At 48.1% G+C, this 16,948-nt stretch carries 4 protein-coding genes; 1 reads left to right on the top strand and 3 read right to left on the bottom strand.

Going from position 1 to position 16,948, the window contains the following annotated elements; genetic code table 11:
- Positions 1-171: 171 nt before the first annotated feature.
- Positions 172-4,569, bottom strand: a complete 4,398-nt coding sequence (locus ACOJUO_RS25270) for a hypothetical protein (protein WP_422138564.1) — start codon at positions 4,567-4,569, stop codon at positions 172-174.
- 68 nt (positions 4,570-4,637) lie between these two features.
- Here ACOJUO_RS25270 and ACOJUO_RS25265 point away from each other — a divergent pair, with 68 nt between their 5' ends.
- Complete coding sequence (locus ACOJUO_RS25265) at positions 4,638-4,865, top strand: hypothetical protein (RefSeq protein WP_422138563.1); 228 nt, start codon at positions 4,638-4,640, stop codon at positions 4,863-4,865.
- A gap of 66 nt (positions 4,866-4,931) precedes the next feature.
- On the opposite strand, the gene ACOJUO_RS25260 is transcribed toward ACOJUO_RS25265, so the two are convergent.
- Positions 4,932-10,718, bottom strand: a complete 5,787-nt coding sequence (locus ACOJUO_RS25260; protein WP_422138562.1) for a hypothetical protein — start codon at positions 10,716-10,718, stop codon at positions 4,932-4,934.
- Positions 10,719-10,789: 71 nt separating this feature from the next.
- Positions 10,790-16,915, bottom strand: coding sequence for a hypothetical protein (locus ACOJUO_RS25255; protein WP_422138561.1), 6,126 nt, complete (start codon positions 16,913-16,915; stop codon positions 10,790-10,792).
- Positions 16,916-16,948: the final 33 nt, after the last annotated feature.

The following is a 16,948-nucleotide window of genomic DNA, read 5'->3' as shown; positions in this document are numbered from 1 at the left end:
CCTTCATGGTTGTGGCGGTAAGCTGTTGAGTGAATTTAGTTCACAGTGGCAAATACGTTAAGCTGGTGAGTGAATTTAGCCGATAGCCCATTCTGAAAGAAACCAGTATGTAGTCCCTGATACTGGTTCCATTTGGATAGTTATGAAGGGGGCATCCACTGGTTTCTGATATCAAAGTTCGTCGCGGGTATTCTTGTCATGATCGAACTTCTCAACCTTGTGATCAGTCAGCGCTGCTTTTGGCTCGAAGAAGGCACCCAGCGTGTAAGAGTAAGGAATACTTTCTGAGTGGGAGAATGACCATTTAGGCACATTTTCCCTGAAGTATTTCTCCCAGCCATCGGCAAACAGCTTCATGGTACGATCCCGGCGTTCACGGAACTGCAGGTAATTTTCGTAACGCGTCCAGCCATGCATTCTGTTGCTCGCTTTAACACGATTTGTATAGGCGGCATCGGTTTCATTGAAGTGCTGAGGCGAGGCAATAGCGGTACGTTGCACATATTCATCCTGCGTTTCACCCAGGCCTGTCCAGCGATTCATCTTGTCAAGACTACGACCCAGAGGCCCACCCAGCCATTGACTAAGCATCTTGTTGTCGTTCATAAAAAAGTCGAAAGTCAGACTCGACGCCAGCGTGAGTCCGAAGGTTTGGGCGAAGGTAAACCCGGATACAAGGCCGTGGACGTATGCACCGACAGTGGCTACCGGACCCAGCACCAGACCGGCGGTGGCAGAAGCCAGAGTTTTTACTTTTTGTGGTGTCACTCTGTGTAGCAGCGGAATCTGAACTCCCTGTCCTGAGCCCATGGATTTCACTATTTCAGGCACCAGACGGGAAATACTGCGATACCTATGAGGATTGGCATTGTGCTGTCGGGCAAATAACATGGAGCCGGTTTTCAGCAGAATGACTGAGGCTGCGGCTTTACCCAATGGCATGGCCAGTCCGCCCACTTCAGAGATTTTTTCAATCCTGCCGTGGCAGGCATATTGTCCGGTTCGGTCAAGATCTACACCGTATCGTTCCAACCAGTGCTGGAAAGGTGTGAGCATTCTGTGCAGATAATCACCCCTGTTGGTCAGGTCCAGCAGATAGAGGAATGACATGTTTGCAAGGGACTGCGTGGTAGCCTGCGAGGCGGGATGAGTCACCAGTAGTGGTTTGTAGCTGGAGTAGTACCAGGTCACTGCCTGCAGCAGGAAGGCTGAAGGCTTGAGCCAGTAATCATTGAACTGCTGCTCAACTGCGGCAGCATGAGCCTGCATCAATGTGCCATGGATAGTCTGGATCAGTTCTGATTCAGATATTCCGGCCGCATTGGCGTGAGGTGTCAGGGTATCCTGAAGATGGGTCAGGAAAGCTGCTGTCCTGCGGCCATTGTCAAAGGCAATATCGTCAAGAATGTAGTTGGCAATGACCGCAGCTGCGTACTCCTTCGTGCCGGTAACAGACTCTTTCATACCTGCCGGAGCGGTTGCGGTCACAGGAGTGAGGGCAGTCTGTATGAATTCCTCGATACCTTTTTCTGACAGCATCTGGATAACGGATTTGAACTCAGCCACCCCCATGTCGTGTTTATGGCCAAGGAAGTGCTCAAATTCCTGCTCAATCTCGTAACCGCCGACATCTCTGGCGGCCTTCATGTAGTTTTCAAGTTCAACCTTGCTGATCAGTCCTTCATGGAGCAAAGTGATGATCTTGTTGCCACTGGCAGAACGGGCAGAGAAGTATTCCATGAAGCTTTTCAGATCTTCTGGCTCATGTTCAACGTAATGAATGGCTGCTGAGTTCATGTCCAGAATTTCATCGTCGTATAGCTGTGTGTCTTTTCTGGCATGGCTGAAAGAATCTGTCTGAGCATCAAAATCCTGCATGCCTGAGTGTGCGGCAACCGGTGTTGGGGTAACCGGTGTTGCGACAACCGGTGTTGGGGCAATCGATGTTGGGGCAATCGATGCCGGGATAACAGGTTGACTGATTTCATGAATGTTCTGGTGGCTGAGTCTGGCTTGTTTTTCTGGTGGCTGGGTACCATCCCGGTTATCAATACCAAGCTTTGCCGCCATTTGATTGATGTAATCTTGACTGATTTCTTCTACAGCGACACTAATTACTCTTTTCATAGGTGGGATTCGATCGGTTTGCTCCTGAAGACTCTTTAACCAGTTTCTCCGTTCTGTCATTTCTTTTGCCATCTGAAGGCCCTGTAACCTGATGTGTTGATGAATGGCCTGGCAACGGATTTCCGGGTCCTTTTCGATATCCGGAACCAGACCGAGCTGAACTTCAATGTGAGCCAGCTTCTTATGGATTATCCGATCGGTTAGTTCTTTCTTTTGTTGCAGGTATTGTTTAAAGGACTGAAGGATACGCAGGTCACCTTTATTGACCGAAGTTATATCTCGCTTGCCTTCTGTGGCCGGTGTTTTTGCTTTTACAGCTTCTTCATCAGGCTTAACTTCAAAGACAGCCAGTCTTTTCGGGACTTTCTCGTTGGTTACTTGTATGTCTTGTTGCAGCAGTTGTCGAATGAACTGAAGGTAACCCAGACCGTTTTCATCGATCGAAACAATACTGCACTCGCCTTCAGTGGCTACCGCTTTTGCTTTGACAGCTTCTTCATCAGACTGCCCTGTTACGGTAAATAGTGCGGCAACCAATTGGTTGATTTTAAGCACTTTTTTTTTGATGAGTCGGTCTTGTTCTGTAAATGGCTGGATATCATCCCAGTCGTCAATACCAAGCTCTGCCGCCATTTGAGCGTTGCGAGCTGTTGTCAGGTCAAAACGCATTTGTTGTTTCTGCTCTGGAAATCGTTCAACTTCCGGCTGAAGTTTCTGTAACAGGTTGTTCTGTTGTTGCTGCTCATAACGAAGCTGCATAAGCTCTTCATCAATTCGTTTTTTGAGTTGAGCTATTCTGAGATGTTCTTTTTCACTGGTAGTGGTTTTTTCTATTTTAAACAGCACTTGCCGTCTAAGATGGGTGAGACCGTATTCTTTTAACAGCAATATTTTCTGATTGTTTTCCGTCTCAATTATCTGTCTGGTAGTCTCGCTTCCGACCTTGAAAACAAGCTTTTTTTTAGTCTCAGGAGTATCACCCAGCTCTTGGTTGATACGATTGTAAGCAGGCATCAGGTCATGAATGTCCTGAATAAAGCGCTGGTTATTCAGAAGATTTTCAAGTGCAGGTTTAAAGCTGAAGTTTTTTTCGAGTTGATTAAACATCAAGGCAGTCGTGAAGGCCGACGAAGTGACCCTAATCTGTCCTATTGAGAGGTCGAATTCATCTGCTCTATCTTGCATAGCAACGATCAACGCTTGCTGAAGATATTCATAGTATAAAAGCGTCGTCAGTTGCTGCTTGTATGAAAGCATTGACAGTTGCTTATTGATGGCAAGTGTCGTTTTTCCACCTTTGGCAGGTTCAGGATTGTGCTGTTGAGCTATCCTCTCCAGCAGTGCCATCTGCTTGCTTCGAATGATGTTTTCGTAGCTTTTGACTTTGTCTTTTTTAACTCGTGTTATTGCTTCAGATGGGGGGGAACTGCAGTCATGCCATTGCAACCAGATGTCATATAGAAACTCTACAAAAGCGACATCAGCCGGGTTCTGCTTCTGACCATGGAAAACAATAATCTCTCCCTGAGCCTCAGTCACTTCCAGTTTTGGACAATTCTCAGGCACAGCATAAGCCTGTGTGTCATCCTCGACGTGTATAACGTATCCGACGGGTTTATGGAATGATAACAGATCGTTCAGAGCTTCCTGTTGTAATTCTTTTCCCAGAACATGAACCTGGGTATAGGCAGAGGAAGCTGCTGCTAAAAGTGCTTCATCATTGATAAAGAGCGTTTGACCCAGACGCTGCAGCCCGGGAGGTTGATCGCCGACAGCGACAAGACGCATGAAGGTACGCCCATTCACTTCAACCCGGTCTACTTCAACTGTGGCAAGGGCAACATAGTCATCAACTTCGCCAAGCTTTCCTGCTCTTCCATGGGCCCCCTTCAGCACTGCAGCCAGTTGTTCGGGGCTGGCGATTTTTGTTAACGGATCTAATGGTTGAATGTCACCTGACTGAGTTCGAACAGCCTCAATTGAGCCCTGATCGGTCATTCCGTTTCTGACTTCAATGACCAGTTTCTTTTCTGCAAGGTTGTGGATGAACCTGAAGACCCCCTCATCACCCACCTTCAGGACTTTGGTGTATTTCCGGGCAGCGTCATTCTTGCCTGTTTCAAACTGATCAACGCTGGAAACGCCGCCATCAATGCCGGGAAGAACATCCGTGAAGCACTCATAAGGAAAATGATAGCCCGTTACGGTCTCAGTCTGGTAAGGGTAGATGGTTGTGAAAGATTTGGGTATTGGCTGCCGGTCGTCACCTACCGTTGGCTGAACTATGACCTCGCGCTGGGTAAACTCCACAGGTATTTTGGCATAAATACCGACAGATCTTGTCTGCAGTCGGCGTTCGGCCATTGCCTGTGCAGTAATGATGGAAGAGCTGATTGCAACGGCCACTGCAAGTCTTAACGCATTGGGGCGAACATTTGTCATTCTACTACCTCAGAGCTGCCAAACGCTCATGGCTGTTCTGTTAAACTGTTGAGTGAATTTAGTTCAGGATGGCAAAGTTGGATATTCCCGGTTTCACTCCCGTCATTCCCGGTTTCACTCCCGTCATTCCCGGTTTCACTCCCGTCATTCCCGGTTTCACTCCCGTCATTCCCGCGAAGGCGGGAATCCACACTGACTCACCACCAGAACCATACTGCCTGGTGCCCCTGGCCTCGTCATCCCCGAGAAGGCAGAGATCCACCGTTGGCGCTGGATTCCCGCCTTCGCGGGAATGACGACCTTAGAGCATGAGAACGAGCTGTTGGAGTTTTGCGACACCCGCCTTCGCGGGAATGACGACCTCAGAGTGACTCGAAGAAGACACCCAGAGTGTAGGAGTAAGGAATACTTTCTGTATGAGAGAACGACCATTTAGGTACATTTTCCCTGAAGTATTTCTCCCAGCCATCCGCAAACAGTTTTATGGTGCGATCACGGCGTTCACGAAATTGCAGATAATTTTCGTGTCGCGTCCAGCCATACATCCTGTTGTTTGCTTTAACGCGGCTTGCATACTCTTCATCGGTTTCACTGAAGCCTTGAGGTGATGCAATAGCGGTACGTTTTAAATACGCATTGTCCGTTTCGCCAAGACCCCGCCAGCGATTAATTTTGTCAAGACTGCGTCCAAGAGGTCCAGCCAGCCATTGAGTGAGCATCTTGTTGTCGTTCATAAAAAAGTCGAAAGTGAGACTCGACGCCAGGGCGAATCCGAAGGTTTGGGCATAGGTGAACCCGGATATAAGACCATGGGCGTATGCTCCGACAGTGGCTACCGGACCCAGCACAAGCCCGGCGGTGGCAGAAGCCAGAGTTTTTACTTTTTGTGGTTTGACTCTGTGTAGCAGCGGTACCTGAACCCCTTGTCCGGAACCCATGGATTTCACTATTTCGGGCACCAGACGGGAAATACTGCGATACCTCCGGGGGTTGGCGTTGTGCTGTCTGGCAAACAGCATAGAGCCGGTTTTCAGCAGAATGACTGAGGATGCAGCTTTACCTAATAGCATGGCCAGTCCGCCCACTTCAGAGATTTGTTCAATGCTACTGTGATAGGCATATTGGCCGGTTCGGTCAAGATCAACTCGGTAGCGTTCCAGCCAGTACTGGAAAGGTGTGAGCATTCTGTGCAGATAATCCCCCCTGTTGGTCAGGTCCAGCAAATAGAGGAACGCCATGTTTGAGAGGGACAGCGTGGTAGCCTGCGAGGCGGTATGAGTCGCCAGTAACGGTTTGTAGCTGGAGAAGTACCAGGCGACAGCCTGTACCAGGAAGGCAGAAGGTTTGACCCAGTAATCCTTTAGCTGCTGCTCAACCGCTGCGGCATGGGCCTGCATCAATGCGTTATGGATAACCTTGATCAGGTCTGATTCAGACAGGTCGGCAGCATTGGCATAAGGTGTCAGGGTATCCTGAACATGGCTCAGGAAAGCTGCTGTCCTGCGGCCATTATCAAAGGCAATATCGTCAAGCACGTAGTTGGCGATGACTGCCGCTGCGTACTCTTGCATGCCGACAACCGATTCTTTCATTCCCGCCGGACCGGATGCCATTACGGTCACAGGCATAAAGGCACGCTGCATAAGTGCCTCAGCACCCTCATCGGACAGTTTCCAGACATGGCTCTCGAACTCAGACAATCTGACGCCATGTTGGTAACCAAGAAAGTGTTTAAATTCATCCACTGTCTGATAACCGTCGATTCTTTTGACGGCTTTTATGTAGTTCTCAAGTTCAACCTTGCTGATCAGACCTTCACGCAGCAGAGTGATGATCTTGTTACCAGTGGCAGAATGGCTGGCGAAGTATTCCGAGAAGCCTTTCAGGTCAACCGGTTCATGCTCGACGGAGTGAATACCTGCTGAGCCTGTTCTTTTAATCAGGTCGTCGTATTGTTGAGCCCCTGTTTTTATCTCATTCCGTGCTCTGTGAACCAGATTCTGAATTTCTTCCAGGATATTCACGTGCCGATCTTCTGAAGGCTCTGAGGGGTTTACCGGGAAGTTCCTCTTCAGACTTTTGAAGAATTCCACTACCCGGCTGGCCTGGTCAAACGTCAGATCTTTGCCAACCTCTGCCTGCAAGAGGATGGTTGCAAATTCATCGTCAAAATCGAAACCCTTGAGATATACCAGCCTCTTGCTGTTTGCTGCAAATACTTCCAGGCCTATTGCGACTTCCAGAGCTTGTTTCCTGAGAGGGTGCTGCTGCATGAATGTGTGGATGGCGTCCAGAACTTTTACCTGTTTCGGTGTGTACTGGAAGGGGCCACCGTCATTTTCGACCGCTTTCTCCGCAATCGCCAGGACTACTTTCAGTCTGTCAATGTCTGCTTTCCTGGTTTCAATCTCAGCTTCCAACTGAACCTGAAGGTCAGTGCGGCTCCCTACACACAACTTCTGATCGCGACGAAGAATAGCCAGTTTTAACTTCAGCACACTTTCAACCCATTCTATTTCCTCTCTGGCGCTGGCCACCTCACGATCAAGAACATATCGGGGCTTAGGTCCCAGGCGGGCCATTTGCCTGTCAAGCTCATTCTCAATGACGGCTACACGCTCATAAACGTCAGGCTCACCCGCCTTAAAAACTTCAACATCCAACTGCCGGAGTTTTTCATCAATCAGATCGGCCTGGAAGTCGATAGAGGCATCATCTTCATAGTCTTTAATGTTGAGTTGATGAGCCATTTCATTATTCCAGGCTCTTTTGGCAACTTCATCATCATAGTCTTTGTGAACTTGATTCAGTAATTCACGGATTTTTGCTCTCAGAACAGACTTCTGGCGACGCAGCAGGCTGACATGGTTTTCTGCAAAGGTTACCTCCAGGTCTCTGGCCAGTTTTGCAGTCAATGCCAGACCTCTTTCTTTAGCTGCAACGTTTTGATCAGAGCAGATTTTCAGTTTGCGTTCTGCATCGGTAAGATCAGGATAATAGCCATATCCTTCAATGGCTCGCTTATCGACCTCTTCGACTTTATAGGTAAGACACCTGCGAAGCATATCAAGCCATTTTGGCCGCCTTTGCTTCCCACGAGAAAAGGTAATATGAGCATCAGGGCTTTCAGGTTCGGGATCCTCTTTGAAGTACACAAGCTCAAAGGCCACACGCAGGTTGTCTGTCTGCCAGATATTTTGTAGTTTATCCCGCATGTACTCCGGGATATTATCGTCATTGAGCCTTGCACGAACCCTGGCAAGTCTTGCTGCATTGTCGTCATCTTCATCGATTTCGATGTTAAATACTTCTTCTATGGCTTCCAGCAGGTCCTCAGCTTTTTCCTCTGCCCACTCTCTTGATTTTGTGATGAATTCCTGCATTTCTTCAGAAATAGACTGGCGACGGAGATACACATCGTCGTTTTGATTGGGGTCATGTATCTCCATGGCTTCTTCTACGTCACTCAATATCTTGAGTACTTCAGGCATGGCTCTGGGGTGGCCTGGTGTTCTGATGTCTTCCAGTTGTTCTTCCAGCTCTTTAATTCTGGAGAGCTTGTCTCTTATTGTCGACTCCAGGATGGCGCGGTTGTCCAGTGTGGTGTCTTCCCCAGAGTGTGCTGTTGCAGCAGTTGATGTTGCGGCAACCATCGTTGCGGCAACCGCTGTTGAGCTAACCGGCGCTGTGCTAACCGGCGTTGGGGCAATTGATGTTGTGGTAACCGGTTGCCTGATTTCATGAATTTTCTGGTTGATAAGCCTGGCTTTTTTTTCTGGTGGCCGGGTATTGTCCTGGTCATCAATACCGGGGTCCTCTGTCGTTTGAGCATTGAGAGCTTTTATGGCATCTGCTCTGGCATCATGAGTTTGTTGTTTCGGCGCTGTAATTCGATCGGTTATCTGCTGAAGTTTTTGTAACGGGTTTTTCTGTTCTTCCTGCTCTTGTCGATTCTGATCAGGTTGTTGAATGAGCTTAATCGCCTTCTCGTGAAGGTACTGCAGAATTTCCTGGTGACGGGCTTCCAGGTCGTTTTCGCTTTTCGGAGTCAGACCGAACTCTTCTTCAATTTCAGCCAGCCGAATCTCTTCATCGATGGGGTCTGTATTCCGTTGCAGATGTCGTTGCATATACTGAAAGAGGGCTCCCTGATCGATTTCATCGCTCAGGATAGGACCAAAACGGCCTTTAATGGCTGCATATGTTACTTTTACAGCTTCTTCATAAAACGGTCCTTTTCCAGTAATTGCTGCGACCCCCGTCTGATGGATTTGATCAATTCTTTTTTCGATGCATCTGGCTTGTTCTTCGAGTGGTTGGGTATCATCCCAGTCATCAATACCCAGTTCTACTGCCCTTCGGCTGTTGTAAGTTTTTCTGGCCTCTTCTCTGGCATCACAAAGTTGTTGTTCCAGCTTTGGCGTTCGTTTGATTTCCTGTTGAAGTTTATTTAACTGGTTTTGCAGTTCTCCTATCGCTTTTCGGGTCTCTGCAAGCCCATTCTCAATTCCCTGATTGAGCACAATTGCTAAGGGTTTTTCCGTTTCGGTGGCAGCGTCTTTCTCCGTGGCGTGTTTTAAGTGGACTCTAAGCTGGATCATTTGTCTTTCTTGTGTCTGCTGGGCTTCCAGTTGGCTTTCCACCTCAATCAGCTGTCTGGAAATATCTCTCATGACTTTGGAAGTAAACTTTTCCAAGTCCCCGGGAACATGGGTCTGTGCCTGATCGGTATGACTGCCATCCGGTATCACTTTCAGAATATTCTGAATAAATAACGGGTTAGTCAGAAGATTTCCAAGTGCAGGCTTGAAGCTGAAGTGTTTTTCGAGTTGATTATGAATCCAGGTTGGCGTGACGACCGATGAAGTGACCTCGATGTGTCCTATTGTGAGTTCAAATTCATCCACTCCATCCGAACTAGCACTGGTTAACAATGCCTGCTGGAGATATTCATAGTATGACAGTGTTCTCAGTTCATCTTCGTAAGCAAGCGTCGTTTGTCCACCTCCGTCAGGTTTAGCATTGTGCCCTGCAGCTAACTCTTCCAGCAGTGCCATCTGCCTGCTTCGAATGGTGTACTGGTAGCTTTTGACCTTGTCTTTTTTAACCTTTACTGCTGTTTCAGAGGAGGAGGTGCAGGCAAATCCTTTCGCCCAGGTGTGGTAAAGGCCATCCACAAATGCGATATCGGCCGGATTATGTTTCTGACCATGGAACACAATAGTTTCACCCGGAGCCTCAGTCACTTCCAGTTTCGGATAACCAGCAGGCACCGGATAAACCTTTGTGTCATCCTCAACGTTGACAACATAGCCGACGGGCGGATGATATGAAAACAGATCATTCAGGGCTTCCTGTTGTAAATCTTTCCCCAGAACATGAACCTGGGTATAAGCAGAGGTGGCTGCCGCGAAAAGTGCCTCATCATTGACAAAGAGCGATTGACCCAGGCGCTGCAACCCGGGAGGCTCATCGCCCGCTGCGATAAGACGCATGAAGGTGCGCCCGTTCACTTTCACGTCATCTACTTCAATGGTGGCAAGGGCAACATAATGATTAACTTCGCCAAGGTTTCCTGCTCTTTCATTCGCGCCTCTGAGTAATCCGGTCAGTTGTTGTGGGCTGGCGATTTTTGTTAACGGTTCTAATGGTTGGATATCACCTGATTGCGCACGAACAGCCGCAATTGAATCCAGAAGGGTCATTCCGTTTCTGACTTCAATGACCAGTTTGTCGTCTTCAAGGTTATGGCTGAACCTGAATACCCCCTCATTGCCAACCTTCAGGACTTTGGTGTACTTCAGAGCAGCATAATTTTCGTCTGTTTCAAACTCGTCAACACTGGAAACGCTGCCCTCAATGCCAGAAAGCACATCCGTGAAACCTTCAGAAGGAACCCTATAGCCTGCTCTTGCCCGAGTCAGATCAGGGTAGGTGGTTGTAAAGGATTTGGGTATAGGCTGCTGGTCATTCCCCAAAGTTGGCTTAACTATGATCTCACTCTGGGTAAATTCCACATGTCCAGTGCCCTGAATATCGACAGACCTGACTTGTAACCTGCGATCGGCCACTGCCTGTGTAGCAGCAATGGAAGAGCTGATTGCAATTGCCACTGCAAGTCTTAATGAATTGGGGCGGGCATTTGTCATTCTGCTGCCTCAGAGCTGGGTACTCTTATTACCGTGAAAAGTGATTGCCACAACCGGAGTGAAAGCAGCTTTCAATCAGGGTGGTCTGCCGGGGCGGCAAGTGGAAAGCTTGATTGAGGAGCATTTCTCTTGTCATGACCCTGAACTTTCTGATCATCGCCCTGTTGCTGCTCATAGAAGGCACCCAGAGTGTAGGAGTAAGGAATACTTTCTGCATGAGAAAATGACCATTTAGGCACTTTTTCCCTGAAGTATTTCTCCCAGCCATTCTCAAACAGTTTCATGGTGCGATCACGGCGTTCACGGAACTGCAGATAATTTTCGTGCAGAGTCCAGCCATACATGGTGTTATTTGCCTTGACTCGGCTTGCGTACTCTTCATCGGTTTCAACATAGCGCTGAGGTGTGGCAATGGCCGTACGTTTCACATAATCGTCCTGCGTTTCACCGACGCCTCGCCAGCGATTAATCCTGTCAAGGCTACGACCCAGAGGTCCACCCAGCCATTGAGTGAGCATCTTGTTGTCGTTCATAAAAAAGTCGTAAGTGAGACTCGATGCCAGAGCGAAGCCGAAGGTTTGAGCGTAGGTAAACCCGGATACCAGACCGTGAACGTATGCCCCGACAGTGGCTACCGGACCCAGCACCAGACCGGCTGTGGCAGAGGCCAGAGTTTTCACTTTTTGTGGTGTCACCCTGTTCAGCAGCGGCACCTGAAACCCTTGTCCGGAGCCCATGGATTTCACTATTTCGGGTACCAGACGGGAAAGGCTGCGATACATGAGGGGGTTGGCGTTGTACTGTCTGGCAAACAGCATAGAGCCGGTTCTCAGCAGAATGACTGAGGAAGCGGCCTTGCCCAATGGCATTGTCAGCCCTGCGACTTCAGAGACTTGTTCAATGTCATTGTGTTCGGAATATTGGAAGGTTCGGTCAAGATCAATACCGTAGTGTTGCAACCAGTGCTGGAAAGGTGTCAGCATCCTGTGCAGGTAATCCCCCCTGTTGGTCAGATCCAGAAGATAGAGTAACGACATGTTTGAGAGGGAGAGTAAGTTAGCCTGCCAGGCGTTATGGGCTACCAGTAGTGGTTTGTAGCTCGAGAAGTACCAGGTAAAAGCCTGTACCAGAGCGGCTGAAGGTTTGACCCAGTAATCATTGAGTTGCTGTTCAACCGCTGCAGCATGAGCCTGCTTCAAGGTGCCATGAATAACCCGGATCAGTTCTGATTCAGATATTCCGGCAGCATTGGCGTAAGGTGTCAGGGTGTCCTTAACACTGGTCAGGAAAGCTGCCGTCCTGCGGCCATTGTCAAAAGCAATATCGTCAAGAACATAGTTGGCGATGACTGCAGCAGCGTACTCTGTCATGTCGGCAACCGACGCTTTCATAGCCACCGGGCCAGTTGCTGTCACAGGCGTAAAGGCATCCCGCATGAATTCCCTGGCAGCCGTGTCGGACAGCATCTGGACGGCATCTTTGAAGTGAGGCACATTGACGCCGTGCTTGTAGCCAAGGAAGTGCTCAAATTCTGCCACTGTCTGATAACCATAGGCGCCCCTGATGGCCTTGAAGTAGTTCTCAAGTTCAACCTGACTGATCAGACCTTCACGCAGCAGAGCTATGATCTTGTTGCCGGTGGCAGAATGGGTAGCGAAGTATTCCGAGAAGCTGCTTTTCAGGTCTTCTGGTTCACGCTCGACGAAGTGAATGCTTGCTAAGCCGATGGCGTAAATATCGTCATCGTATTCTGGTGCTCCTGTTTCCATCTCATGCTTGGCCCTGTGTACCAGATTCTGGACTTCTTCCAGAATATTCATAGGCTGATCTTCTGCAGGCTGGGAAGGGGAGGGCAGGTAATCCCTCTTCAGGGCCTTGAAGACTTCCACAATCCGACTGGCTTGTTTAAACGTTAAGTCTCCGACCAGTGTCTGCAAGTGAATGGGCGCCAATTCATCGTCAAAATTGAAATCCGGAAGATGGGGTATTGTCTTATCGTTTATTACTGCCAGACCCATTGCGGCTTGCAGAGCTTGTCGTTTGAGAGGTTGTTGCCACGTGAATGTCTGGATAGCGTCCAGAACTTTTGCCTGCTTCGGCGTGTACTGGAAGGGACCGCCTTGATTTTTGACGGCTTTCCGGGCAGCCTCCAGGGCAGCCTTCGCTCTTTCAATGTCTGCTTTCCTGGTTGCAATTTCATCATTCAGGGAGGCCCTTTTCTGAATCAGTTGCCAGACCTTGCCGCTGATAACGTTTTCATTGCCCAGTTGTAACTGTCTGTTTCTCAGGGCATCAATCCGTTGTTCCAGGGGGGCAGTAGCGTCTGGTTTAAGACCCACGGCTTCTTCGACGGTTTCAAGAGCTGTTTTATGATAATCCGTTAGAGCGACTTCTGCTTTTGATACAGCTTCACTTTTCTGCTTCAGGGCTGAACCTGGATCCATGTCTCCAGAATGGATAATCTCCTGTCTTTTAGCAACCAGACCCTCCTGCGCATTCCCCTCTTCAAGCCGGGCATTGGTCAATTCCATACTTTTCCTGTCGTGCTCATTCAGGAATACTGTGACATCATCGTACTTTTTCCTGATTAAACTCTGTTCATCAAATACCTCATCGATTTCATCGATTGCTTTGTGAATAATCCTGTCTCTATAATTGCTGTCAGAATGAATGGAGGAATAAGCTTGTTTCAGTAAAATGGTGTCATCTGTTGTCTGAGTTTCATGATCTATTCTGGCTTTCACTTTCTGAGCGATTTCATCTCGACTTCCTTTGAAACTCCGCAGGAAATGTTTTACGGTTTTTTTTCGCTCTAACAGGAAGTGCTTGAAGTCCTTTGCTCGCTCTTCAAGGGTTTGCTCATCACTTGTAGTCTGACCCCACTCGACCTGAAGTTGTTTTATTGCCTGATTGAGAGCTTCTTTTTCTTCATCCAAGATTCCTTGGCGGACAACAGGGTTCAAACTAAGCAAAAGCTGTGTGACATCAATAGCATCCCATTTTTGATAAGCAGACCCCAGCTCACTTTTAGCTTTTTCTACTGCTTGCTCGGCTCTGGCTACCGCACGATCAAGAACGTGTCGGGGTTTTGGTCCCAGCCGGGCCATTTGCCTGTCAAGCTCATTCTCAATGGCCGTGATATGCTCATTAACCTCAGCAAAACCTGCCTGGTATACTTTTTGATCCAGCTGTTGCAGTTTTTTACTGATTAGAACGTTTTGGTCTTCTATGGTGGCGTCATCTTTATAGTCGTCAATGTTGAGTTGATGAGCAATTTCATTGTTTCTGTTTCTTCTGACATCCCCATGGACATAGGCTTCGTCAACTTCGTCCATTAATGCCATAATTTTTTCGCTAATTTGATACTTGTTGTAAGTCATGTGAGCATCGTTTTCATATTTCACCCCCAGATCATTGGCCAGCCTGGCAAGGAAGGCTTTACCCTTTTCTATAGCCTCATTTTTTACAACGGAGTCGACCTGCAGTTTCTCTTCTATTGCTATAAGCAGCTTTTTCTGTTGTCTTCTGGCTTGCCTGTCCGGCTCCTGGACATGAAAAGTAAGACGCCGATGAAGCTTCTCGCGTTGCAGATCCCTTTGGTCGGCAGGTGTGATGTCTTCTTTGCAGAGGGTTTGCTCTATGGTATCCAGAGTGGCTTGCGAAACACCATTGTTGTCAAGTTTTGTACAAACCCTTTCAAGTCGGATTGCTTTGTCATCAGCTTCGTTGACATTGATCTTGAGTATTTCTTCTGCGGTTTTCAGAGCAACCAGCGCTTGTTGCTCTGCCCTCTGGCTGGTTTCTGCAATGTATGTCTGAATTTTCTCAGAAATGGCATCACGACGGAGGTACTCACCATCGTTTTCATCAACGTCATTTATCTCAAGGACATTTTCTACGGATCTCAGTGTCTCGAGTACTTCAGGCCTGGCTCTGGGGTGGCCAGGGGTTATGATGTCTTGCAGTTCTGCTTCCAGTTCTGCAAGCCTGTGGAGCTCGAAGTTTACCCTTGATTCCAGTGTCTTCCGGTCTTCTGGCGTGCTGTCTTCACTCAGCTCAATACCAGAAACGGCTACCAGAGCAGCTTTTCTGGCCCTGGTGTAAGAATTCTCTATATCCAATTGATCATTCAATGTCTCAACTATTTGCAGCAGGCTTTTTTGTTGCGCAGCCATTGTCTCGATTTTATCAAGCAGGCATTCCAGCTGAACGTCAATATCTGCATTGCCATCAAAATCCTGAATGTTTAAATGTTCGGCAAGGGTTGCAAAGCGAGCTTTGGTTGCCGCTATTTTTTCGGCTTCAGCCGCCAGACTGGGTTCTACAGTTTCTTGCTGACGCGGTTCTGTTGCGACAACTGCTGCGAAGATGTCATTAATTCTTTCTATGATGCGTCTGGTTTGCTCTTCTAGTGGCAGGGAATCATCCCAGTCACCTATGCCAAGCTTTGCTGCTTTTTCAGAATTGTAAACATTTCTGGCATTATGAAATTGTTGTTCCAGAGCTGGAAGTCGTTTACTTTCCTGCCGAAGTTTCTGTTCCTGGTCTTTCAGGGATGCCAGTTTGAAACGGAGCTTTTCAAGCTCATCATTGATTCGTACCTTGATTTCCAGTGCTTCGAATTTTTCCTTTACTCCAGCAACCTGCGTATCCACTGCATGCTGCAACTCATTGTTGATCTCCAGGATTTTGGCTTCTTTTATATGTAGCTCCTCCATTAAGTTGTACATTTCAGGCAGCTGTCTGGCCATGTCGCTAATGACTTTGGTAGCAAACGGGTCGTCACCTGGAATATCAAGCTGCTCTTTGTTAATCACATTGACAACAGGTATTAACGTCCAAAAAGAGAGATGATCAGCCAGAAGATTTTTAAGTACGGGCTTGAAGCCGAAGTGTTTTTCGAGTTGAAAATGCAACCAGGATGACGTGATGACAGACGAAGCGGCTGTGATCTGTTCTAATGCGAATTCAAATTGAGAGGCACTATCGGGAGTAGCACTGGTTAATGCCTGCTGGAGATATTCATAGTATGCAAGCATCGCCATTGGATACCGGCTAAATTCACCATCGTGATGTTCGTATTTTGCAGCCATCTCCTCCAGCACTGCCATCTGCCTGCTCCGAATGATGTACTGGTAGTATCTGGTTTCATAGCTTTTAACCTGTGCTTTTATTGCATCAGGCAGGTTTTTACCATCAGCTTCTCGCCAGAATTTAAGGAGGGTTTCTATAAAAGCGACATTGGTCGGATACTGTGAATAACTCTTGAACACAATAACCTCCCCCGGCGCTTCTGTTACTTCCAGCTTTGGATAGCCGACAGGTACAGGGTAAGCCCGCGTGTCATCTTCGACGTGCACAACATATCCGACCGGTTTGCTGTGTGCTAACAGTTCATTAAGAGCCTGCTGTTGTATATCCCGTTCCAGTACATGAACCTGAAAATAGGCAGAGGTGGCGGCTGCCAGCAAAACATCATCATTGACAAAGAGTGACTGACCCAGACGCTGCAGATCAGGAGGGGAATCGCCTGCAGCGACAAGACGCATGAAGGTGCGCCCATTCACTGCAACCTTGTCTACTTCAATGGTGGCAAGGGCAACATAATGATCACTTGTGCCGAGTTTTCCTGCCCTGTTTCCGGCAGCTACGAGCACTTCGTCCAGTATGTAGGGTGAGGCAGTTTTTGTTAAGGGTTCCAGTGATTCGAAGCCTTCCATTTGCTCAAGCACAGCGGCAACTGAATCCCGATCGGTCATTCCGGCCCTGACTTCAATGACCAGTTCTTCTTCTTCAAGGTTATGGGTGAACCTGAAGACGCCCTCATCACCCACCTTCAGGGTTCTGGTGTATTTCTGAGCAACGCTATTCTTATCTGTTTCAAACAGATCAACAATGGAAACGCCCTCGTTGATGCCAGGAAGAACGCCTATAAAAGTAGGAAAGATATAGTCGTCACTGAAATGAGACATATCAGGGTAGGTGGTGGTAAAGGATTTAGGTATTGGCTGCTGGTTATCATCAAGAGTTGGTTTAACTATGACATTACTCCGGTAGAGCTGCACTTGTCCATTGTCCTGAATACCGACAAACTTTGTCTGAAGTCTGCGTGTCGCCAGTGCCTGTGTTGCCATGATGGAAGAGCCGATGGCAATGGCCACTGCAAGGGTTAATGCACGGGGGCGGGCATTTGTCATCCGGATACCTCAGCGCTGGGTAGAAAGTTTGAT

It is taken from the genome of Endozoicomonas sp. ALC020, assembly GCF_049275935.1.
Classification (GTDB): domain Bacteria; phylum Pseudomonadota; class Gammaproteobacteria; order Pseudomonadales; family Endozoicomonadaceae; genus Endozoicomonas_A.
The sequence above is the reverse complement of the archived record's forward strand: the minus strand, read 5'-3'. Positions and strand labels throughout refer to the sequence as shown.

What these genes read in the sequence shown, in the direction of transcription:
- ACOJUO_RS25255 (WP_422138561.1), bottom strand. Translation starts at nt 16,915, where the DNA reads ATGACAAATGCCCGCCCCCGTGCATTAACCCTTGCAGTGGCCATTGCC.
- ACOJUO_RS25270 (WP_422138564.1), bottom strand. Translation starts at nt 4,569, where the DNA reads ATGACAAATGTTCGCCCCAATGCGTTAAGACTTGCAGTGGCCGTTGCA.
- ACOJUO_RS25260 (WP_422138562.1), bottom strand. Translation starts at nt 10,718, where the DNA reads ATGACAAATGCCCGCCCCAATTCATTAAGACTTGCAGTGGCAATTGCA.
- ACOJUO_RS25265 (WP_422138563.1), top strand. Translation starts at nt 4,638, where the DNA reads ATGGCAAAGTTGGATATTCCCGGTTTCACTCCCGTCATTCCCGGTTTC.